21 protein-coding genes and 2 tRNA genes are annotated in these 20,603 nt (G+C 63.5%); 6 read left to right on the plus strand and 17 right to left on the minus strand.

Going from position 1 to position 20,603, the window contains the following annotated elements:
* Positions 1–146: 146 nt before the first annotated feature.
* The gene (locus tag FDN03_RS12585; protein WP_171021246.1) at positions 147–881 is read right to left on the minus strand and encodes an SDR family NAD(P)-dependent oxidoreductase; all 735 of its coding nucleotides are present in this window, start codon (positions 879–881) and stop codon (positions 147–149) included.
* A gap of 309 nt (positions 882–1,190) precedes the next feature.
* Between FDN03_RS12585 and FDN03_RS12590 the strand changes: the two genes are divergently transcribed.
* The 3 genes from FDN03_RS12590 (at position 1,191) to FDN03_RS12600 (ending at position 4,526) form a co-directional block, all read left to right on the plus strand.
* A complete protein-coding gene (locus FDN03_RS12590; protein WP_138177634.1) occupies positions 1,191–1,670 on the plus strand; it encodes an Lrp/AsnC family transcriptional regulator in 480 nt (159 codons plus the stop codon).
* A 388-nt stretch (positions 1,671–2,058) separates the two neighbouring features.
* Positions 2,059–3,126, plus strand: coding sequence for a histidinol-phosphate transaminase (gene hisC / locus FDN03_RS12595; protein ID WP_138177636.1), 1,068 nt, complete (start codon positions 2,059–2,061; stop codon positions 3,124–3,126).
* A gap of 11 nt (positions 3,127–3,137) precedes the next feature.
* Positions 3,138–4,526, plus strand: a complete 1,389-nt coding sequence (locus FDN03_RS12600) for an amino acid permease (protein WP_249354558.1) — start codon at positions 3,138–3,140, stop codon at positions 4,524–4,526.
* A gap of 121 nt (positions 4,527–4,647) precedes the next feature.
* On the opposite strand, the gene FDN03_RS12605 is transcribed toward FDN03_RS12600, so the two are convergent.
* Positions 4,648–5,331 (minus strand): DNA alkylation repair protein, encoded by a 684-nt coding sequence (locus FDN03_RS12605; protein ID WP_138177721.1) that lies wholly within the window; start codon positions 5,329–5,331, stop codon positions 4,648–4,650.
* Between the two features lie 106 nt (positions 5,332–5,437).
* The gene (locus FDN03_RS12610; protein ID WP_138177640.1) at positions 5,438–5,878 is read right to left on the minus strand and encodes a protein-tyrosine phosphatase family protein; all 441 of its coding nucleotides are present in this window, start codon (positions 5,876–5,878) and stop codon (positions 5,438–5,440) included.
* A gap of 584 nt (positions 5,879–6,462) precedes the next feature.
* Between FDN03_RS12610 and FDN03_RS12615 the strand changes: the two genes are divergently transcribed.
* Positions 6,463–7,866 (plus strand): NAD(P)/FAD-dependent oxidoreductase, encoded by a 1,404-nt coding sequence (locus tag FDN03_RS12615; RefSeq protein ID WP_138177642.1) that lies wholly within the window; start codon positions 6,463–6,465, stop codon positions 7,864–7,866.
* Positions 7,867–7,970: 104 nt separating this feature from the next.
* On the opposite strand, the gene FDN03_RS12620 is transcribed toward FDN03_RS12615, so the two are convergent.
* From FDN03_RS12620 to FDN03_RS12635, 4 genes are read right to left on the minus strand one after another with little or no spacing between them, the layout of a single operon-like run.
* Positions 7,971–8,873: an ABC transporter substrate-binding protein gene (locus FDN03_RS12620; protein WP_212743911.1), complete on the minus strand. Its 903-nt coding sequence runs from the start codon at positions 8,871–8,873 to the stop codon at positions 7,971–7,973.
* Positions 8,874–8,897: 24 nt separating this feature from the next.
* Positions 8,898–9,608, minus strand: coding sequence for an ABC transporter permease subunit (locus tag FDN03_RS12625; protein ID WP_138177646.1), 711 nt, complete (start codon positions 9,606–9,608; stop codon positions 8,898–8,900).
* Positions 9,605–10,282 carry an ABC transporter permease subunit gene (locus tag FDN03_RS12630; protein ID WP_138177648.1) on the minus strand — a complete coding sequence of 226 codons (678 nt, stop codon included), beginning with the start codon at positions 10,280–10,282 and terminating at the stop codon, positions 9,605–9,607. Before FDN03_RS12630 ends, FDN03_RS12625 begins: the two co-directional genes overlap by 4 nt.
* Positions 10,279–11,091, minus strand: a complete 813-nt coding sequence (locus FDN03_RS12635; protein ID WP_138177650.1) for an ATP-binding cassette domain-containing protein — start codon at positions 11,089–11,091, stop codon at positions 10,279–10,281. Before FDN03_RS12635 ends, FDN03_RS12630 begins: the two co-directional genes overlap by 4 nt.
* Before the next feature lie 208 nt (positions 11,092–11,299).
* Between FDN03_RS12635 and FDN03_RS12640 the strand changes: the two genes are divergently transcribed.
* Positions 11,300–11,372 (plus strand) — tRNA-Ala (locus tag FDN03_RS12640).
* A 470-nt stretch (positions 11,373–11,842) separates the two neighbouring features.
* Complete coding sequence (locus FDN03_RS12645) at positions 11,843–12,103, plus strand: DUF3021 family protein (RefSeq protein ID WP_138177652.1); 261 nt, start codon at positions 11,843–11,845, stop codon at positions 12,101–12,103.
* Between the two features lie 441 nt (positions 12,104–12,544).
* On the opposite strand, the gene FDN03_RS12650 is transcribed toward FDN03_RS12645, so the two are convergent.
* The 10 genes from FDN03_RS12650 to rplU form a co-directional block, all read right to left on the minus strand.
* Positions 12,545–12,617 (minus strand) — tRNA-Ala (locus tag FDN03_RS12650).
* A gap of 72 nt (positions 12,618–12,689) precedes the next feature.
* Positions 12,690–13,070, minus strand: a complete 381-nt coding sequence (rsfS, locus tag FDN03_RS12655; RefSeq protein WP_054821324.1) for a ribosome silencing factor — start codon at positions 13,068–13,070, stop codon at positions 12,690–12,692.
* A gap of 61 nt (positions 13,071–13,131) precedes the next feature.
* Positions 13,132–14,667 carry a hypothetical protein gene (locus tag FDN03_RS16605; protein WP_212743913.1) on the minus strand — a complete coding sequence of 512 codons (1,536 nt, stop codon included), beginning with the start codon at positions 14,665–14,667 and terminating at the stop codon, positions 13,132–13,134.
* 51 nt (positions 14,668–14,718) lie between these two features.
* Complete coding sequence (nadD, locus tag FDN03_RS12665; RefSeq protein ID WP_283205490.1) at positions 14,719–15,351, minus strand: nicotinate-nucleotide adenylyltransferase; 633 nt, start codon at positions 15,349–15,351, stop codon at positions 14,719–14,721.
* Positions 15,352–15,357: 6 nt separating this feature from the next.
* Entirely contained in the window at positions 15,358–15,567 is a 210-nt protein-coding gene (locus FDN03_RS12670) for a hypothetical protein (protein ID WP_138177654.1), read from the minus strand.
* A gap of 96 nt (positions 15,568–15,663) precedes the next feature.
* Positions 15,664–16,992 (minus strand): glutamate-5-semialdehyde dehydrogenase, encoded by a 1,329-nt coding sequence (locus FDN03_RS12675; RefSeq protein ID WP_171021248.1) that lies wholly within the window; start codon positions 16,990–16,992, stop codon positions 15,664–15,666.
* Between the two features lie 22 nt (positions 16,993–17,014).
* A complete protein-coding gene (gene proB / locus FDN03_RS12680; protein WP_138177658.1) occupies positions 17,015–18,160 on the minus strand; it encodes a glutamate 5-kinase in 1,146 nt (381 codons plus the stop codon).
* 50 nt (positions 18,161–18,210) lie between these two features.
* Positions 18,211–19,797: a GTPase ObgE gene (gene obgE / locus FDN03_RS12685; RefSeq protein ID WP_138177660.1), complete on the minus strand. Its 1,587-nt coding sequence runs from the start codon at positions 19,795–19,797 to the stop codon at positions 18,211–18,213.
* A gap of 132 nt (positions 19,798–19,929) precedes the next feature.
* Positions 19,930–20,184 (minus strand): 50S ribosomal protein L27, encoded by a 255-nt coding sequence (gene rpmA, locus FDN03_RS12690; protein WP_054821895.1) that lies wholly within the window; start codon positions 20,182–20,184, stop codon positions 19,930–19,932.
* Positions 20,185–20,237: 53 nt separating this feature from the next.
* The gene (rplU, locus tag FDN03_RS12695) at positions 20,238–20,546 is read right to left on the minus strand and encodes a 50S ribosomal protein L21 (RefSeq protein WP_138177725.1); all 309 of its coding nucleotides are present in this window, start codon (positions 20,544–20,546) and stop codon (positions 20,238–20,240) included.
* Between the last annotated feature and the right edge of the window lie 57 nt (positions 20,547–20,603).

Consider the following 20,603-nt stretch of genomic DNA (forward strand, 5'->3'; position numbering starts at 1 on the left):
TCTCGTTGATGACCAGCAGGACCATTTTCAGTCGGCCCTGCGGTGTCAGCGAAGCGCGGGCATGAGTAATGTAAGACATGAGGACCTTCGTGTGATTCGAGATGAGTGTGGTTACCCATATCGATACCGGAGGTCCTCACCTCTTCTCACACAACGCGCCGTTGCCCACAACCTCCGTGGGAAGAACAGCTAGTCCACGGCATTAACACAATCGGGGTGCCACGCAGCATCGCTTCCCACGCCTTTCTCGCAACCTGCTCTGGGGACAAAATCGGCGTGAACAGCATCTTGTTGACCCCCGCGAACATACCGGTGGAGACATAGGTGGGGCAGAATGAAGTGATCTTCACCTGGTGTCCCCGGACCCGCTCCAACTCCAAACGAACCGAATCACTCCAGGTCAACACGGCCGCCTTGGAGGCCGCGTAAACGCTCATGTTCGGGTTGGAGACCAGGGCCGCCGCCGAGGCAATCGTCAGGATCCGCCCCGGTCCGCGGCTGCCCAGCATCCCGGGAAGGAAGTGGGAGGCCAGGTACATCGGAGCTAGGGTGTTCACCGCAAGGGTGGCCTCAATGTGGTCGGGCTCCTGCTCCGTGAAGGCTCCGCCGGTCACGACCCCGGCATTGTTGATGAGCACTTGCACCTCACCGTGGTGGCGTACCTTCTCGGCGGCGCGCTCGATCGATGCGCGACTGCTCAAGTCGACCACCTGAGCATGGATTGCCACCTGCGGGTGCTGCTGGCGCAACTCATCGGCGGTGCACTGCAGCAATTCTTCATTGATATCCCAGAGGAACAGTGACTGAGCCCCCTCCGCCGCGGCCGTCCGGGCGAAGATGGCGCCCATGCCTTGGGCGGCACCGGTGATCAGCACCTTCATCCCCCGCACCGATTCCAAGGAGTCTTGGTGATTCATCCTCAGTCCTTCCCCCCGCTTTCGATCAGCGGATCTTGCCGCAGGCGTCTACGCCTGACGGAGCCGGCCATCACCTTCTCTGTAGATTACGTCACAGTAACCCATGGATGGCATTGAGACATGGCCGGGGCGGCCCTTCGCCCCTGAACCAGGGCCAGAGACTCCACCGAGCGGTGCAGAGAATTCAGCCCACGCGCTATTCGGGAGAGGACTTTCCCACTGGAACGGTAATCTGGGGTGAGACCCAAGCCACCAACTGCGAGGACCGACCCCGTGCGACTTGATCGATTGGATGCCCAGCTGATCCAATTACTCACCGACTCCCCCATGCTGCCAGCCATGGAGTGCGCTCGTCGGCTGGGGGTCGCCCGCGGAACCGTGACCAGCCGCCTGTCTCGGCTCCAGGACAACGGGGTCATCGAGGCGATCGTTCCACGCATCCAGCCGGCCGGTTTCGAATATCAGCTGGTGGCATTCTGCTCTGTGGAGATCAACCAGAAGTTCGGACACGAGCGGGTCACCGGTGCCCTGGCGCGCAGCATCCCGGAAATTATGGACATGTACACGGTCACCGGCGACTTTGACCTGCAGCTGCGGGTCGTGGCGCGCAACGCCTCGGAACTTCAGGATGTCTTCGACCGCATTGCGCAGGTGCCGGGCGTCGCCCGAACCTCCTCCGCACTGGCCCTGCGCGAGCATTTTCAGGGCCGGACTCTCCCGCTCGTCCAGGCGCAGGCAGACCGGGAAGATTAACAGGTTCTAGCTATACAGTCTGTATAGTGAAATACCTTCGCCGTAGCCAGAAGTTGGTCAATTCGCACAGTGTGGTGCGCACCACTTGCAGTGGGCGCAATGAGACTTCTACCATCACAGTTCGTGATCCTGTTCACCGAACAGGGCTTTAATTACGGCCAAGCACGAGGAACAGAATCCGGGGAATGAGCACGCAATTCCAGCTGTCGACCACACCTGGTGTCCACCGCGTTGGCGCGCGGCGCCGATACGGCAGTCATCCCCCGGCCCGGCACTGGTTGATGTCCTAGTCTCGCGGCCGCGTCCAAACGCTTCCCACCTGCCACTGCCCGTACCGCCGCCACCGCGGCCACCGGGAGGGCGCATGTTCCATTCAGAGAGGAATGTCATGACCATCCACCACCGCCCAGGCCTGGAGCTGGTACCTGCCTACCGTCAGGGAAAGGCTGCCGCCCCGGGAGCCTCCAAGCTTTCCTCGAATGAATCTCCGCACCCTCCGCTGCCCTCGGTCGTCAAGGCGGTGGGCCAGGAGCTGGAAATGATTCACCGCTACCCGAACATGAGGGCGACCGACGTCATTGCCGCGCTGGCGCAAAAGAACGGTGTCCAGCCGCAGAACATCACCCTGGGCTCCGGTTCGGTGGAGGTGGCAGCCCAGCTGATCCACGCAGTCGCCGGTCCCGGCGATGAAGTGATGTTCGCCTGGCGCTCCTTTGAGGCCTACCCCTCCCTGGTCCGCGTTTCCGGCGCCGTGCCGGTGCAGGTGCCGTTGGATGAGAACTACGGCCATGACCTGCCGGCCATGCTCGATGCAATCACCGACCGCACCCGTCTGATTTTCATCTGCAACCCGAACAACCCGACCGGCACCGTTCTGGAGGCCGAGGCACTGGAGAAGTTCGTCGCAGCCGTTCCGCGCAACGTGCTGGTGGTCATCGATGAGGCGTACGTGCATTTTGACCGTTCTGAGGTTCGCGCCGACGGGCTGGCCTTGTTCGCCAAGTACCCGCACGTGGCCGTGCTGCACACCTTCTCCAAGGCCTATGGCCTGGCGGGTCTGCGCATCGGCTACGCGATCAGCCCGGAGCCGGTGGCTGAAAACCTGCGCAAGGTCGCCGTCCCGTTCGGCGTGACCAATCTTGCCCAGGCCGCGGCGGTGGCCTCTCTGGCCGCCGAGGACGAGCTGGCGCTGCGGATTAACGAGGTCGTTGAACAGCGTGAGCGGCTCTACCAGGGCCTGATCGCCGCCGGTTACCCGGCCGTGCCGTCCCAGGCGAACTTCGTGTGGGTACCGGCCGGTGAGGGCACCAGTGAGCTGGAGGCTACCCTGGACGACGGCGGTGTGGTGGTGCGCGCCTTCCCGGGCGAGGGGCTGCGGATTTCCTCAGGGACCGCGGAGGACGTGGACCGGGTGCTGGCCGCCCTGGCTCCCAAACTGTCCGGGGTCAACGCATGAACGGGGCTGATGTGAAACACAAGACCACCACCAAGAGCACTGACTCCAATGCGCTGCATTCGGGTCTGACCCGCTCCCAGATTTCCATGATGGGCCTGGGCGGGGCCATCGGCGCGGGTCTGTTCGTCGGCTCGGGCCAGGCGATCTCCATCGCAGGGCCCGCCGTGCTGATCTCCTACCTGCTGGCCGGGTCGATTGTTATTGTCATCATGGCCATGCTCGCCGAAATGGTGGCCGCCAACCCGTCCGCCGGTGCCTTCAGCACGTTCGCGCACAAGGCCCTGGGCCGCAGTGCCGGCAGCACCGTGGGCTGGCTGTACTGGATCCAGCTGGTGGTGGTGATTGCGGCCGAAGCCACCGGCGCCGCCGCGATGCTGGTGATCTGGTTCCCCGGCATCCCCCAGTGGGCGTGGGTACTGGCCTTCGTGGTGCTGTTCACCGGCATCAACCTGCTGGGTGTGGGCAACTACGGCAAGTTCGAATTCTGGTTCGCGTTCATCAAGGTCGCCGCCATCCTGGCCTTCCTGGTGCTCGGTGCCCTGGTGATCGTGGGCGTGATCCCCACCAACCAGCCCATTGGCTTCGCAAACTTCACCGCCCATGGCGGGTTCGCACCAGCCGGCATGGCTGGCATCGCCGCGGCGCTGCTGATCGTGATCTTCTCTTTTGGTGGTATCGAGGTCGTTTCGATCGCGGCGGCCGAGTCCGATGACCCGGCCGGGAACATCAAGCGCACCGTCTCGCAGGTGATGCTGCGCATCCTGTTCTTCTACCTCGGTTCGATCATCGTGATCGTGGCCGTGCTGCCGTGGAATTCACCGGAGGTTGTCGAAGGCCCGTTCGCCGCCGTGCTGTCGGTGCTCCACGTGCCGGGTGTCGAACTGATGATGTCGCTGCTGATCGTGGTGGCCCTGCTCTCGGCCATGAACGCGAACATCTACGGCGCCTCGCGCATGCTCTACTCGCTGGGTACCCGCAAGATGGCCCCCACCGCAGTCACCCACGTGACCGGCAAGGGTGTTCCGGCCAACGCGGTGGTCTGGTCGGTGTCCTTCTCGTTCATTGCGGTGGGCCTGAACTGGATCTGGCCCGATGCGGTCATGCCGCTGCTACTGAACGTGGTCGGCTCAACCATCATCGTGATTTGGTCGTTCATTGCGGTGACCCAGTTCGTGCTGCGTCGCCGGGCAGATCGCGAGAACCTGCAGATGCCGCTGCGCCTGTGGGGCTTCCCGTACCTGTCGTTGGCCACCATTGCGGCGATGGCGACCGTGGTGGGCATTGCAATGACTGACGCGACCGCGCGCACCCAGTTGCTCCTGACCCTGGGGTTGACCGGTCTGCTTTGGCTGGTCTCCAAGCTCAGCTACCGCAACCGTCAACCACAGGACGTCGCCTAGCTGTCGATTACCCTACAGGTGAATTGCTGAAGGCTCCATCGCAAATTGCGGTGGAGCCTTTCTGCATGTGTGGGACGGGTGCGGCCGCAGAGGCGGGGCGCCGGGTTTATTGGGCCGCGGCTTATTGGCGGCGCACCATTTCGTTGATCCATTCCGGGGCGAACGGTGAGGTGCAGCCCGGGGAGGTGGGGTAGTCGGCCAGGACCTGCAGCCTGTTTCCGATGGCCAGGGCCCGTTCGCGGTGCTCTGGGTGGTTGATGCCGATCTGGGCCAGTGTGGTGTTCATGGACCACTGCAGACGTTCTGGCGCGGCGGCCATCTGCTCCTCGATGGTGTCCAACAAGGCCGCAAGCTCCAGCAGTTGTGGGGCCTTGATGACCTGGTGGGCCGTCAGCTCCCAGCCTGCGCTGGCAATTACGGGATCGCGGTCCGCGATCCACAACTGCCGCAGCGGTTCGAGGAACTTGCTCTTCTTCACCACGTAGTTCAGCAACCAGTCCTGCACCTTGGGAACCCTGGCCTCACGCAGCCAGGCATCGAGCTGCTCCTGGCTGAAGGCCTTGGGGCGGCAGGTGAGGAGCGCCAGCAGCCGCAGGGTGCTCTCCCCGCTTTGCCAGAGCTCCTCGGCCAGCTCCTGGTTCGTTTTCAGGGCCTTGGCCATCGCCCGCAATTTGGTCAGGTTGATGCCGAAGTCATTGCCCTGCCTCTCATTGACGGCCCGCATGCGCGGATCCTCAAGACGCTGAATTTCGTCCCGAATCGCCACGATGCTGCTGCCCGGGTGAAGTTCATCCTGTTTGGTCATGCCGTGCTCGCTCACCGCTTCTCCTCGTCGTACGTTGCCCCTGACTGCCTCACCGGCCCAACCTGGGGCCTGTCCCCCAACTTTATCGCCGCGCTCGACGGTGCTCCTAGGCGAACAAAATATCGTCCACAGTATTCAGCCAGCGGCGCTGAAACACGGTTTCGACCGCGCGCGGAGAGTATCGTTCCCTCACCCACTCGACGGCGCACCCGCAACGCATCCCGGCAAGCATGACCATGACCGTCAGCGCCGTACCGGTACGTCCAATACCTCCGTGGCAACTAATGAGCACCCGCTCCTCGGCGCAGCGCTCGAACGCCGTTCGCAGCTCGTTGAGCGCTTGCCCGGTGTCGGTGGGGGCCCGAAAATCCGGCCATTTGATCCATCGTTGGTGCGGATCATCCTGAACCGGCCTGCGCCCAGCCAGGCGGACCAGCAGCTCAGGCGGTGGGGTCAATTGGAACGCGATTCGCCTGGGAAGCCCACGGACCGTACTGCCGTTGGGCAGCACCAGTACGCCTTCAAGTGATTCGTCCCAGGCCACCATGCAGCAGAGCTTAGCAAGAGATGGCGCACGGGCGACATGGGCCCGGATGCCCACAGGGCAAGACCTTCCCCGGATGCCGGGAGCATGACCCTATTCGCGATAAATCAGGCCACCAATTTGACAGCGTGCCATCTGAGAATCGGGTACGAAATATTGCCTGAACCCTTCCGGCATTCGTCAGCTGCATTGCGCTCCCGCACGTTCCGGATTTCAATCGTATTCTGTAATCTGGTTACACAGATTTGCACCAAAACATTATCCGAACATTCGTCCATATACCGTGGATCACCTATCAAATACAGGGTGTCAATTTCCTACTCAGCACGAAATTTCTACGTCGATCAGCGCGTCGCCCGCTTGGATCACGCGCATATTTCCGCAGGTGCGGAGTCGAGTTCTGCTAGACTGAAAGACATTGGCTCCCAGAATTGGTGAGATTTTTCCTCGGCAAGTGACCACTTTTTGTTGCGTTTAGCCGAGATGGCGGCTGGTGCCTGTTCTTCCGCGCGGCGAACATCAGTCGGATTTTTTGTTTGATTTGCCGCGCGACGAATGAGATCAGGCTCTAAGCCGGAGAGGTACTATTGGCACAACGCGTCGCAATTATCGGTGCAGGACCCAGCGGAATGGCGCAACTTCGAGCGTTCGAATCCGCGAAGAAAAAGGGAGCAGAAATCCCGGAAATCGTCTGCTTCGAGAAGCAGGATGACTGGGGTGGGCAGTGGAACTTCACCTGGCGAACCGGACTGGACCGCCACGGTGAGCCGGTGCACTCAAGCATGTACCGGCATCTGTGGTCCAACGGGCCGAAGGAAGCACTGGAGTTCGCGGAATACACCTTTGATGAACATTTCGGTCGGCCGATTTCCTCCTACCCGCCTCGCGCTGTGCTGTGGGACTACATCAACGGCCGCGCCGAAAAGTCGGGGGTGAAGCAGTTTGTCCGCTTCAGCACGATCGTACGGTGGGTTGACTTCGATGAAAGCAGTCAGAAGTTCACCCTGACCGTTGAGGACCTGAAATCGGGTACGACCGAGACCAGTGAATTCGATCAGGTGATTGTGGGTTCCGGACACTTCAGTTTCCCCAATGTCCCCGACTTTGAGGGGATTGAGACTTTCCCGGGTCAGCTGCTGCACGCCCACGACTTCCGCGGCGCGGAGGGCTTGGCCGACAAGGATGTCCTGCTGATAGGCGCGAGCTACTCTGCCGAAGACATCGGGGTGCAAACCTTTAAGATGGGTGCCCGCTCGGTCACCATGAGCTACCGCAGTACCCCCATGGGCTTTGACTGGCCAGAAGGCATGGAGGAACTGCCGCTGGTGGAGCGGTTCGAAGGATCCACCGCCCACTTCAGCAACGGCGAATCACGGCGCTTCGATGCCGTGGTGCTGTGTACCGGCTATCTGCACCACTATCCGTTCCTTCCTTCCCACCTGGCGCTGTCCTCCCCCAACAACCTCTACCCGGATACGCTGTACCGCGGGGTGGTCAGCGAAGCGAACAACAAGTTGTTCTACCTCGGCTCGCAGGATCAGTGGTTCACGTTCAACATGTTTGACGCCCAGGCGTGGTACGTGCGCGACGTGATCCTGGGCCGTGCGCAGCTGCCGGGGAAGGCCGAGCAGCGCCGCAGCATCGAGACCTGGCTCGATCGGCTTCACAGCCTGGAATCGGCCGCCGATGAGGTTTATTTCCAGGCCGACTACATCCGGGATCTGATCGAGCAAACCGATTACCCGATGTTCGATCTGGATGAGGTTTCACGCATCTTCCTGTCCTGGAAGAACGACAAGCAGCACAACATCCTCAATTACCGAGATCAGGTGTACCCATCGGTGATGACCGGAACCATGGCGGCCGTGCACCACACTCCGTGGTTGCGCGAGCTCAATGACTCGTTGGAGCGCTACCTGTCGGTGCCCGAGGAAGACGATCTGGAAAAGATCATGCGCGGGGCCGACCAGGACGTTCAGGCCCGCAGCTAGCGCGGCCACAGGCTCACGCGTTCGCTCGTTGGCCAACGCATAAGGCCCTGACGAACCACCCGCGGGGTGATTCGTCAGGGCCTGTGACAGTGGCCTAGGGGAAGCTAGCCCAGATCCGCCTTGCGCAGCCATTCTCGGGCGATCTCCGAGGCGGGCAACTGGTCCGCCACACTGCGCCGGTTCATGTTCAGCAGGTCCTCGGGTTGCATGGCGGCACTGACCTTGTTGATCACGTCCTCTGCTCCCTGATCCACGTTGTCACTGGCCAGCGGGACCACGTGGGAGGCCAGGAACAGCCCTTTGGTGTCCTTGATCGACACCAGCTTGTTCTGGGCGATGGTTGGGTCGGCGGTGTAGATGATGGCCAGCTGAATGGAACCGTCATTCAGTGCCTTGACGGTCAGCGGGCCACCGCTGTCCTCGATCGGGGTGAAGCCCACATCGACGCCGTAGGTTTCTTTCAGGCCCTTCGGTCCGTTGGGGCGTTCCTCGGCCTCGGAATTCGCCCCCATGGTCATTGGCTCGGTGACCTTGGCCAGGTCGTCAATTGTCTCGACTCCCCAACGCTCGGCAAACTCCTTGGTGACCGTGTAGGAGTCCTGGTCGGTGGCCGGGGACTGTTCCAGCACGCGCAGCCCCTCCGGGGCCGCCTTCTTCAATGACTCATAGACGTCATCGGACAGCCGTGCCTCGGTGTCCGGCTCCCAGTACTGCAGCAGCGGACCGGTGTACTCCGGGAAAAGATCGATGTCTCCGGACTCCAGCTCCGGAACGTAGACCTCACGCTGTCCAATGCGGAACTGGCGGTCCACGCTGTAGCCCTCGGCCTCCAGTGCCTGGGCATAGACTTCAGAAATGATTTCGCTGGAGTAGTAGTCCTGTGAGCCGATGACAATCGGCTCGCCCTTCCCGGAGGCTGGGGACTCGCCGGAATCCAGTGGATCACCGGAGCCGCAACCGGCCAGCGCAAACATTGCGGCCAAACCGATGATTCCGGTTCGGATCATTTTCCTCATGGTTCGATCTTCTCCTTATACCTGGCTGCCGTTGCCGGACAGCTCCGATTCCTGTCTTTCACGGGCCGCCGGGCTCGCTTTGCGCCGTGCACGTCGTTGCCACATAGCCAACAGGATCTCGGCCAGCACGGCAAGCACCGCGACGAGAATGGCTCCGGCGAGCATCTGGGCGTAATCCCTGGTCTTCAGGCCTGCGAACAGGTAGCGGCCCAGCCCGACGTCGGCCGTGTAGGCCGCCAGGGTTGCCGTGGCAATGACCTGCAGCACTGCGGCGCGCACGCCGCCGATGATGACCGGAGCGCCCAGGGCCAGCTCGACACGGCGGATGAGCTGGCCTTCGCTCATGCCCACCGCCCGGGCCGCATCCACCACGGTGCGGTTGGCCGATTCGACCCCCGCGTAGGCGCCCGCCAAGAGTGAAGGAATCGCCAGGATGATCAGCGCGATGACCGGAGCCTTCAAACCAATCCCGAGCCACAACCCCAATAGGGTGAGCAGCCCCAGCGTGGGTACGGCACGTGCCGCTCCGAGAACGCCCACAACCAGGGTTCGGCCGCGGCCGGTGTGTCCCACTGCAATCCCGACGGGCAGGGCAATGACGGCGGCGACCACAACCACCAGCAGCGTGATGAAAACGTGTTCACCCAGCCGGGTGCCGATGCCATTCGCCCCCGACCAGTGGGCTGGCTCAGCGAGCCACTGCAGTGCATCCAAGAACAAGCTCATGCGCTCACCTCACGGGTGGTGTCCTGGGCCTTGATTGCCACGTGCTGGGAGGCCCAGGGGGTGGCGATGCGACCCAGCAGGAGCACCAGCCCGTCAAGCACCAAGGCCAGGATGACGGTGGCGATAATCCCGGTCAGCACCGAGGCGGTGATTCCACGCTGGAAACCGTCCGTGAACAAGGTGCCCAGGCTCGCGATGCCGACCAGCGCCCCAATCGTCACCAGCCCCACCGTGGAGACCACCACCACCCGCATTCCGGAAATCAGCACTGGGATAGCCAGCGGCAATTCCACCTTCCAGAACGTCTGACGCGGGGAATGGCCGATCGCCATCGCGGCCTGACGCACCTCAGCAGGCACGGAGTTAAACGCATCAGCGGCGGTACGCACCATCAATGCGATGCCGTACAGCGTCAGCGCCACGATAATCGTCGCCGGGGACCGCAATGAGAACCCGAAGAGTGCTGGGATGATGATCAGCAGTGGAAGGGCCGGGATCGCGTAAAGCAGGGTCGCGGCCGAGAGCAACGCTCCGCCCACCCGCGGATGACGGTACGCCAGTCGCCCGAGCGGCACCGCGATCAGCACACTGAGCACGATGGCTGGCACGCTCAGTGCCAGGTGGCGTGCGGTGAGCTCAAAGATCCAAGGCCAGGAATGGCTCAGCCAGGTCACGAAGGCAGCACCCCTACCGCCCGGCCCCGGTCATCGACCGCCAGCCGAGTTCCGTTCACTACCTTTTCGCTCAGTTGGCGGCTGCCGCGGTGTGCCCCGGTGAATTCGCGGACAAAGTCGTCGGCCGGATCACTGAGGATTTCGGTGGGTGAACCCGCCTGGGCGATCTGGGCACCCTCGCGCAGGATCACCACCTCGTCGGCCAACCGGAATGCCTCGTCGATATCATGGGTGACCAGCACGATGCTCTTGCCCAGCTGCTGCTGCAGGTGGGCCAGCTCGTCCTGCAGTTCACGGCGCACAATCGGGTCAACCGCACCGAACGGCTCATCCATCAGCAGGATGTTCGGATCCGAGGCCAAGGCCCGGGCCACTCCCACGCGCTGCTGCTGCCCGCCCGAGAGCTGCCCCGGATAGCGTTGGGCCATCTTCTGGTCCAAGCCGACCCGGGAAAGCAGTTCTTCGGCTTCGCCCAACGCCTGGCGGCGGGCAGTCCCGTTGAGCATGGGTACGGTGGCGATGTTCTCCAGCACGGTCCGGTGCGGCAACAGGCCCCCGGCCTGCAGGACGTAGCCGATTGAGCGGCGCAGGCGCACTGGATCGGCGTCGGCCACGTTCTCGTCATCGATCAGCACACTGCCGGAGGTCGGCTCGACCATCCGGTTCACCATCCGCAGCAAGGTGGTCTTCCCACAGCCGGAGGAGCCAACCAGGGCGATCACCTTATGGGAGGGGATCGTGTAGCTGAAATCGCGCACGGCAATGGTGCCGCCCGGGTACTGCATCTGTACTGCACGAAATTCGATCATGCTTCCCCTTCTCCCCTGCTGTAGGCACGCCGTCCACGCCCACCTGTGTTCACCCTACAGAGGCGAAGGAACTCAATTCCAGCCGATGCGTAGTCAAACAGGAAATTCTGAGCGAGCGGCGTGAGCGGCGTCTATCCGGTAGGTATCGAACCTGACAGGAAACCGATTTGGTAACTACCAAGTGACAGGAGTAGTCTCGATTAGGTCAGGGGCTATAGCTCAGTTGGTAGAGCGTTTCGTTCGCAATGAAAAGGTCAGGGGTTCGATTCCCCTTAGCTCCACTGCTAAGGAAACCCGCTCTCACAAGGTCATCAATGACTGGTGAGGGTGGGTTTCCTTGTTTCTGCCGCCAGTTTCCGGTTCGCCTACGGGGTTCGAACCGTAGGCGAACCGGAAACTACCAGGTCTCCCCCGGCAAATACTTAGCAGTACATCGTCCACGGGACTAACCGGCACTGATCCGCAGCATCCTTGGTTCGCTCCCACGTGAAGTCATCCTCGAAGGCCTCACAAACTGGGCCCTCGCTCCTCAAGCAGGGTAAGTAGTGGCAGCCGCTTCCCAGCGAATGAGGCGCCAGCCTGCTTTGAGACAAACGCGGCGACCAGGAACACGCTGGGCAATGGGCAACCACGCAAGAAGGGGTGGCCCCTCCAGATCGGCCCGTGCCTACGCTGCAACGACAACGACGTGAGAACCTAAAAGGCGTTCATCGCTACCGCAGAGCCGTGCAGGGGCGCTAGGGTGGGGAGCGTGAAGCCGGCGACGCCGTTCCTTGTTTCAGGCGCAGTAACAGGGGTAATCATGGTCACCCTCGCGTTCTTCATCGAGGATGCCGCACAGTCGAATGACACCTTGTTTGCGGGACTGATCGCAGCGGCGACCATTGCTGTGATGCCCATCTACGACATCAATTCATGGCCGCTCGCGAAACGATCGCTCGTGCATTTCCTTGCGATGCTCGCGACCGTGTTGCCGTTGCTTCTCTTCAGCGGATGGTTCCGCTACCGCTAGCTATCGGCGTGTTCCTGCTATTTGGCATCAACGGATGGACAATCGGATATCTTGTTAACCGGATCCAGGAACAGAAGCGGTCCTAAAACTCGAACAGCCGACAGTGCACGGAACGAAGCTTCGAGGTGACGTGCTGAATGGTTCAATCCAAGAAAACTGCCAGGGACTAACAAAACCCCCGGCTTGACGCGCGAATGAGCGGCTTTCGTCGTTTAGCCGAAACCCCGTCATCGCCAGAGCCCTCAGGCAACGCAATGCACAGCTACCCGCTTCTCTCAGCATGAGCCCGACCTAGACCCGTGGAGATCGCTTCCTGCGAGGTACTGGGTCAGAGTGCGTTGAGAACGTAAACTACTTAGCTACCGCTTCTGCTATTCCTAGCGATATACCCGGGCACAAAAAGAAGATGACGCCGGAAACCCGACGCCATCTCTTATTCAGTGGAGGTAAGGGGATTCGAACCCCTGACCTTCTGCATGCCATGCAGACGCGCTACCAACTGCGCCATACCCCCGAAAGGTTTGCCGCCCTCATCAGGCAACTCAATAATCATAAGTGAGTTGCCGACTCAGACGCAAATCCAAACCTAGCTTTGTTCCTGAGCGACCTCTGCCGGCAGGTCGATGACCGGGCAGTCGGCCCAGAGACGTTCCAGCGCGTAGAACACCCGGTCTTCCTGGTGCTGTACGTGCACCACGACGTCACCGTAGTCCAGCAGGACCCAACGGCCCATGCCGAAGCCTTCACGACGCACCGGGCGCAGGTCAAACTTTTCCAGCAGTTTCGCCTGGATCTCGTCCACAATGGCGTTGACCTGCGGCTCGGAAGACCCCGAGACGATCAGGAAGGCGTCGGTCACGCCCAGGCGGTCGGCAACATCCAATGCGACCTGGTTTTCGGCCTTCTTCTCGCTGGCGGCCAGTGCGGCAGCGTGAACAAGTGCGATGGAATCAGCGTGTGCGCCCATATAGTGGAGTGTCTCCTTGACGATGAATTAAGTCAGCTCAATTATAGTTGACGGACACAGCTTAGTTGTTGAGCATCATGATGATGCCGACAACCAATGCGATCCCGCCCACGGCCAGGGCCGCAATCATGGTCAGGAACATGTTGTTGGCGCGGCGCACACCAGCGGTCTGGGCGTCCAGGGGTTGCAGTCCCTGGGCGCTGACGGCTTCGACACGCGGCATCTGCACCGGGTCGCCCGAAGTGGCCTGGGCTGAGGTGGCCTGCTCTTCTTCCTTGGGCTTCGGCTTGGCCGCTGGTGTGGCCTTCTTCACTGCCGGCTTCTGTGCCGCAGGCTTGGGCGCGGGCTTGGCAGCTTCCTTCGCCGCAGGCTTTGCCGGGGTCTTGCCGGCCGGTTTGGCTTCAGGTTTCTTGCCGGACTTGTCCGCCGGCTTTTTGGCCGGGGCGATCTTGCCGGTGGAATCCAGGTCCAGGGACACGCTCTCGGTCTTCGGGCTGGGCACCCCGGAACGTGAGACCTTGTCCTCAAGTTCACTGATGTTGCCCATCGCTCCGGTGAAGGGATCCGATGCGGGAGCTTCCTGGCCGGCTTTGGCGTTCTGCTGACGCAGGCGTTCGCGTTCGGCCGCACGGCGGGAGATGATGGCGGCGCGGGCCGCCATCTCGCGCTGGTGGGCGAGAACTTCCAGATCGATGTCGTTGTCGTCATCACGCAGCAGGTTCGGGTCCACTGGCGGCGCGGGGGCGCTTTCACGGCGGGCCGCCAGGGCCTCCTCCACGCTCATGACGGTGGTTTCCGGGGAGTCCTCGTCCTTGGACGGCGTGGAATTCTTGGCCTTGGCCGGGTCCGGCTTGGCTGCCCCGGCGTTCTCCGCCTTCTGCTGTTCGGCCAGGGCCTGCAGACGCAGCTGGCGGCGGGTCAGCGGCTTCGGGTCATCCCCGGGCTCAACGGCGGGAATGTGGTTGGTCAGCTGGGAGACTTCCTCCTGCAGCCGACGGCGCTCACGCAGCGCTTCACGGTCCCGGGCACGCCGCAGGGACGCGCGCTCCCCCGCCGTGTCACCAGATTCGCTTTCACTCGACTGGGCGGCAGGCTTGGAGTCCCCGGCCTTGGCGTCAGCGGGCTTCCCGTTTGGGGTCTTGGCATCCGCCGGCTTCGCGGCGGGCTTGGCAGCCACAGGCTTGGTTGCGGCTGGCTTCTCGGCAGCCCTTTTTACCGCCTCAGGCTCGGCGCTCTGCTGGGTTGCGCCGCTCTTGGCGGTGTCCTTCTTGGCCGCGGCGGCCTTGGCGGCGCCGCTCTTGTTGGCAGGCTTCTTGGGTGCCTCGTCGGCCTTGGGTGCGTTCTGCGGTGCGGGCTTTGCGCCCGAAGCGGGCTTAGAGGTGTTCGAACCGGAGGTGGAGGAAGGCTTAGAGGTCTGCTTCCCTGGGGCCGCGGCAGGGGTTTGCGGAGCCTTCTTGGAATCGACTGCCTCTTCACGGGCTGCCTGTTCCCTGGCTTCCTGCTCGGCCTTGCTGTTGGCCAGCAGGGCCTCCATTTCCGCCCGACGCTTTTCACGCAAAGCACGCCGGCTTGAAGCCGGTTGCGTGTTATCGCTCATCCTGTCCTTCTCCCGACCGCGTAGACTTCTGCATGCACCCTTACCAAGTGATTATGCCGTGTTTTGGGTGCCACTTTCAGGCTGCGACTCGGTATAGAGCCCATATTTTGCAATGTACTGCACCACACCATCCGGCACCAAGTACCATACCGGTTTTCCCTGTCCAACGCGGGCCCGACAATCCGTGGAGGAGATCGACAGTGCCGGGATCTCCAGTTCGGAGGCGCTGGACTGTGCGACTTCTGGCATCTGGTGGCCGGGACGGGTGACCCCCACGAAGTGTGCCTGGTTCCACAGTTCGTCGGCGTTCTTCCAGCTCATGATCTGGTTCATCGCGTCGGCGCCGGTGATGAAGAACAGTTCCGCCGTGGGGCGTTCGGCCCGCAGGTCGCGCAGCGTGTCGATCGTGTATGTCGGCCCCTCGCGGTCGATGTCGACGCGGCTGACGGTGAAGCGCGGGTTGGACGCGGTGGCGATCACGGTCATCAGGTAGCGCTGCTCGGCGGGGGTGACTTTCCGGTCGGCCTTCTGCCACGGCTCACCGGTGGGAACGAACACCACTTCGTCCAGGTCGTATTCGGCAGCGACTTCGCTGGCGGCGACGAGGTGGCCGTTGTGGATGGGGTCAAAAGTACCGCCCATCACGCCGAGGCGGAATGGGCGGTGCTGTGCTGTTGAATTCACCGGGGCCTAGTGCTTGGTCTCGTGCACCTTGGTCTGGCGGTGGATGTCGTGCGGTTCCGGCTTCACCTGGTGGCGGTTGCCGACGTTGGTGTACGACATGGTGATCAGCAGGCCGACCATCAGCGCGACGAAAATGCCCACACCGATCAGCAGTGCCCAGGTCTCGCCTGAGAGGGATGAGGTGGAGGCTGCGGTAGCCAGGTTCAGCGCGTTCAACTAACTCTCCAGATATTCTTGGTGATCAACGGCCTGCCATCGATCGTTTGTGAATAGTTTGTTCTTCTACATCGTACCGAAAACAGGTTGCAGAAACTATTTGCGGATGTGCCCGTCGCCCTGCACGATCCACTTGGTGGTGGTCAGCTCCGCCAGCCCCATTGGCCCACGGGCGTGCATCTTCTGGGTGGAGATCCCCACCTCGGCGCCCAGGCCCAGCTGCCCGCCGTCGGTGAAGCGGGTGGAGGCGTTGACGATCACCGCGGCCGAGTCGACCTCGGCCACGAAGCGTTCGGAGTTTTGCAGGCTGCTGGTGATGATGGCCTCGGTGTGCCCGGTGGAGTATTCGGCAATGTGCTCCATGGCCTCATCGATCCCGTCCACGACCTTCACCGCGATTTGCAGGTCCAGGTATTCATTGGCCCAGTCCTGCTCATCGGCCTGGACCGGGTCCAGGCCCTCGGCCAGCCCGGCGGCACGCGGGTCGGTGTGCAGGCGCACCCCGGCCTTGGACAGCTCCTCCAGCACGCTGCGTCCGGCGGCCGCGTCCTGGTGGATCAGCAGCGTCTCCACGGTGTTGCACACACTCGGGCGCTGGGTTTTAGCGTTGAGCAGGATGTCCACGGCGGTGTCGGTGTCCGCCGACTCGTCGATGAAGATGTGCACATTGCCTTCACCGGTCTCGATGACCGGCACCTTGGCGGTGGTGACCACCCGCTGGATCAGTTCGCGTCCACCGCGCGGGATCAGCACGTCGATCTTGCCGCGCGCCCCCATCAGGGCATCGGCTCCGGGGCGTCCGTATTCATCCACGGAGATTACGATGTCCCGCGGCAGCGAGACCTTCTCCAGGGCGTCGCGGATCAGCCCGACCAGTGCCAGGTTGGAGTTCAGGGCGGCCGAACCGCCGCGCAGCAGGACCGCGTTGCCGCTTTTCAGGGCCAGCCCGGCAATGTCCACGGTCACGTTCGGGCGGGCTTCATAGATGGTGCCGACCACGCCCATGGGCACGTTGACCTGGCGCATGCGCAGCCCGTTGGGCAGGGTTTCCCCGCGCAGCACGGTGCCCACCGGGTCCGGCAGTCCGGCCAGTTCCTCCAGGGCGCCGATCAGCCCGTCGATGCGGGCATCATCCAGCTTCAGCCGGTCCAGCATGGCAGCGGAGGTGCCGTTGGCGCGCCCGGCCTCCAGGTCCTTGGCGTTGGCCTGCAGGATGGAGACGCGGTTGGCGTCCAGGGTGGCGCCGATCTGGCGCAGGGCGCGGTCCTTCCAGTCCCGGTTGGCGCGCGCCAGCAGGCGTGAGGCCTTCCGGGCCCGGTCGGCCAGGCGGTAGACCTGTTCGGTCACCTCCTGGCCCTGGCCGGCGGCGGCGTCGGTGGCGTGCTGGCCCTGGTCGTTGGCGGGGGTGGCGGCATGCAGACTCATGCCTCCATGATAGGAATTGGCCCTAGACCAAGGCCAGATCGTCGACATGAATCACGGCCCGTTCGTAACCTTCACCCAGCCAGGTGGCCAGCTGGCTGGTGGTGCGTCCGAGCATGGCCGGCAGCTCGTGGGAGGCGTAGTTGACCAGCCCGCGGGCCAGCACGGCGCCCTGCTCGTTGCAGACCTCCACCGCGTCCCCGGCCTCGAACTCACCGTGCACGGCGGTGATGCCCGCGGCCAGCAGCGAGTTTTCCCCGCTGCGCACCGCCCGGGTGGCTCCGGCGTCAATGTAGAGCTTGCCCTGCGGCTTGGCCAGGTGGGCCAGCCACACGTCGCGTGCCGAACGGCGGGTGTTGCGGGCGGCGAACCAGGTGCCCACGTCCTTCCCGGCCAGCGCGTCGGCCGCGTTCTCGGCGCTGGTCACCAGCGCCGGGATGCCCGAGGAGGAGCTCATCACCGCGGCCTCGACCTTGGTGATCATCCCGCCGGTGCCCACCCCGGCCTCCCCCGGGGTGCCCAGGTTCACCGCCTCCAGTTCGCTGGGGTTCTTGATCAGGGCGATGCGCTGCCCGCCGTGGCGGGGGTGCGCGTCGTACACGGAGTCCACGTCGGAGAACAGCAGCAGCGCGTCGGCCTTGATCAGGTGGGCGACCAGGGAGGCGAGCCGGTCGTTGTCCCCGAAGCGGATTTCGTGGGTGGCCACCGTGTCGTTTTCGTTCACGATCGGCAGCACCCCCAGGTTCAGCAGCCGCACCAGGGAACGCAGCGCGTTCGTGTAGGTTTGCCGGCGGCGCAGGTCATCGGCGGTGAGCAGCACCTGGGCGACGGTCAGCTCGTGGGCGGCGAACTCGGTGGTGTACTGGGCCAGCAGCAGGCCCTGGCCGACGGCGGCGGCCGCCTGCTGGGTGGCCAGGTCCTTGGGACGCTTGGCCAGGCCCAGCGGGGCCAGCCCGGCGGCGACCGCACCGGAGGAAACCAGCACCACCTCAGTGCCGGCCTTCACGGTGGCGGCCAGCGCGTCCACCAGGGCGGAGAGCCGTTCGTGCGAGATCCCGCCGTCCACGGTGGTCAGCGAGGAGGAGCCGACCTTGACCACCAGCCGCTGCGCCTGCGGCAGCTGGTGGCGGGAGGTGATGGCCGACAGCGTCTTGGTGGCACGTACGCTCATGAAGGTGGTTCTTCCCCTGCCTGGTTCCTGCGGCCCGTGGCGGGCCGGTGCTAGTCTTCCTCGGTCTGTCCGGTCTCGGCCGCGGCGCGCCGGGCGCTCTTGCCCTGCACGCTTTCGGTCCAGATCCCGGCCTTGCGCTCGGCTTCCAGTTCGGCGCGGGCCGCGGCCTTGGCGGCCTTGCGTTCCTCGTGCTCGGCGCGCTTCTGTTCGCGGGTGGGACGGCTGCGGTCTTCCAGCCGCACGTCCTCGCCGCGGCGCGAACCGCCCAGCAGCTCGGCCCCGGCGGCCATGGTCGGCTCCCAGTCAAAGACGACCGCGTTGTCCTCGGCGCCGATGACCACCGCGTCCCCGGGGCGGGCCCCGGACTTGAACAGTGCGTCCTCCACGCCCAGCCGGTTCAGCCGGTCGGCCAGGTAGCCCACGGCCTCGTCGTTGGAGAAGTCGGTCTGCAGGATCCAGCGTTCGGGCTTCTCCCCGATGACCCGCCACAGCGGTTCCAGGTTCTGCTCCTCGCGGCGGATCGTGAATTCCTGACGGTTCACCGAGCGCGGGCGAACCACCGGCACCTCCACCACGGGGGCGGCGTGCTCCAGCTTGGCGCGCTCCTGCTCCACCAATTCAGCCATGGCGAAGGACAGTTCGCGCAATCCGTTACGCGACAGGGCCGAGACCTCGAACACCCGGTAGCCGCGCTTTTCCAGTTCGGGGCGCACGAATTCGGCCATGTCCTGCCCGTCGGGCATGTCGACCTTGTTCAGCGCCACCAGCTTGGGGCGTTCGCTGAGCGGGATGATGGTCCCGTCGGTCCCGGCATAGGAGGAGTCGACCTCGTAGGCGGCCAGTTCGGCCTCGATGACCTCCAGGTCGGTGATCGGGTCGCGCTCGGATTCCAGGGACGCGCAGTCAAGCACGTGCACGATCGCGGCGCAGCGCTCAACGTGGCGCAGGAACTCGTGACCCAGCCCCTTGCCCTCCGAGGCGCCGGGGATCAGCCCGGGCACGTCGGCCACGGTGTAGCGCACTTCACCGGCCTGCACCACGCCCAGGTTCGGCACCAGGGTGGTGAACGGATAGTCGGCGATCTTCGGACGCGCCGCGGACAGCGCGGCGATCAGCGAGGACTTGCCGGCCGAGGGGTAGCCGACCAGGGCGATGTCCGCGACGGACTTCAGCTCCAGGACCACGTCCTGCTCCTGGCCGGGGATGCCCAGCAGCGCGAAGCCCGGGGCCTTGCGCTTGTCCGAGGCGATGGCGGCGTTGCCCAGCCCGCCCTGCCCGCCGGCGGCCGCCAGGTAGCGGTCCCCCGGGTTGATCAGGTCGGCCAGGATGTCCCCGGCACGGTTCTTCACCACGGTGCCAGCCGGGACCGGCAGCACCAGGTCCACGCCCTGCTTGCCCGGGCGCAGCCCGCCCTTGCCCGGTTCGCCGTTGCTGGCCTTGCGGTGCGGCAGGTGGTGGTAGTCCAGCAGCGTGGTGACCTGTGGGGAGACTTCGAGGATGATGTCGCCGCCGTTGCCTCCGTTGCCGCCGTCGGGGCCGCCGAGGGGCTTGAATTTCTCGCGTCGGATGGACACGCACCCATGTCCGCCGTTTCCGGCGGTGGCATGCAGGGTGACGCGGTCAACGAATGAAGCCACGGGGGTTCTTCTCCTTGGTTCTGGCGGTGCAAAAGACACTCGCCATTAAGTTTAGCGAAACGCACGCAAGGGGTGGGCCGGTAATCCGACCCACCCCTTGGCGTACTAAAAAGTTTTGCCTGGTGCCTAGAACTAGGCGGCAGAAACGATGTTCACCACGCGGCGACCACGACGGGTGCCGAACTCAACCGCACCGGCGGTCAGGGCGAACAGGGTGTCGTCCTTGCCACGTCCCACACCGTTGCCCGGGTGGAAGTGGGTGCCACGCTGGCGCACGATGATCTCGCCGGCGTTGACTTCCTGGCCGCCGAAGCGCTTTACACCCAGGAACTGCGGGTTGGAGTCGCGACCATTCTTGGTCGAGCTCGCACCTTTCTTACTTGCCATAGCTTAAACCTCTTTCGCTACAAATTTTCTTGATCTCTACGATACGCCAGAAATTAGGCGATCGAGGTGACCTTGACCTTGGTCAAGGCGGCACGGAAGCCCTGGCGCTTCTTGTAACCGGTCTTGTTCTTGTACTTCTGGATGACGATCTTCGGACCGCGGAGGTTCTCAACGACCTCGGCGGTGACCTTGACCTTAGCCAGCTCGGCAGCAGCGGAAGTTACCTTCTCGCCATCCACCAGCAGCAGGGCCGGAAGCTCAATGGAGCTGCCTTCGGCAGCCTGAAGACGGTCAACGGTAATGAGGTCTCCAACGGAAACCTTTTCCTGGTGGCCGCCAGCGCGGACAATTGCGTACACCACGTGGGTACTCACTTCTACTCGACGTTTCATTGTCTTACGGCGCAGAAATCAACCCGT

The sequence above is a fragment of the Glutamicibacter sp. V16R2B1 genome, assembly GCF_005774635.1.
Classification (GTDB): domain Bacteria; phylum Actinomycetota; class Actinomycetes; order Actinomycetales; family Micrococcaceae; genus Glutamicibacter; species Glutamicibacter creatinolyticus.

Coding starts and splice junctions, on each gene's coding strand:
- FDN03_RS12610 (WP_138177640.1), bottom strand. CDS start 5,878: ATGGTGGCCTGGGACGAATCACTTGAAGGCGTACTGGTGCTGCCCAAC.
- FDN03_RS12675 (WP_171021248.1), bottom strand. CDS start 16,992: ATGAGTCTGCATGCCGCCACCCCCGCCAACGACCAGGGCCAGCACGCC.
- FDN03_RS12620 (WP_212743911.1), bottom strand. CDS start 8,873: ATGATCCGAACCGGAATCATCGGTTTGGCCGCAATGTTTGCGCTGGCC.
- FDN03_RS12605 (WP_138177721.1), bottom strand. CDS start 5,331: ATGACCAAACAGGATGAACTTCACCCGGGCAGCAGCATCGTGGCGATT.
- proB (WP_138177658.1), bottom strand. CDS start 18,160: ATGAGCGTACGTGCCACCAAGACGCTGTCGGCCATCACCTCCCGCCAC.
- hisC (WP_138177636.1), top strand. CDS start 2,059: ATGACCATCCACCACCGCCCAGGCCTGGAGCTGGTACCTGCCTACCGT.
- FDN03_RS12585 (WP_171021246.1), bottom strand. CDS start 881: ATGAAGGTGCTGATCACCGGTGCCGCCCAAGGCATGGGCGCCATCTTC.
- FDN03_RS12635 (WP_138177650.1), bottom strand. CDS start 11,091: ATGATCGAATTTCGTGCAGTACAGATGCAGTACCCGGGCGGCACCATT.
- rpmA (WP_054821895.1), bottom strand. CDS start 20,184: ATGGCAAGTAAGAAAGGTGCGAGCTCGACCAAGAATGGTCGCGACTCC.
- rsfS (WP_054821324.1), bottom strand. CDS start 13,070: ATGGGCGCACACGCTGATTCCATCGCACTTGTTCACGCTGCCGCACTG.
- FDN03_RS12625 (WP_138177646.1), bottom strand. CDS start 9,608: ATGAGCTTGTTCTTGGATGCACTGCAGTGGCTCGCTGAGCCAGCCCAC.
- FDN03_RS16605 (WP_212743913.1), bottom strand. CDS start 14,667: ATGAGCGATAACACGCAACCGGCTTCAAGCCGGCGTGCTTTGCGTGAA.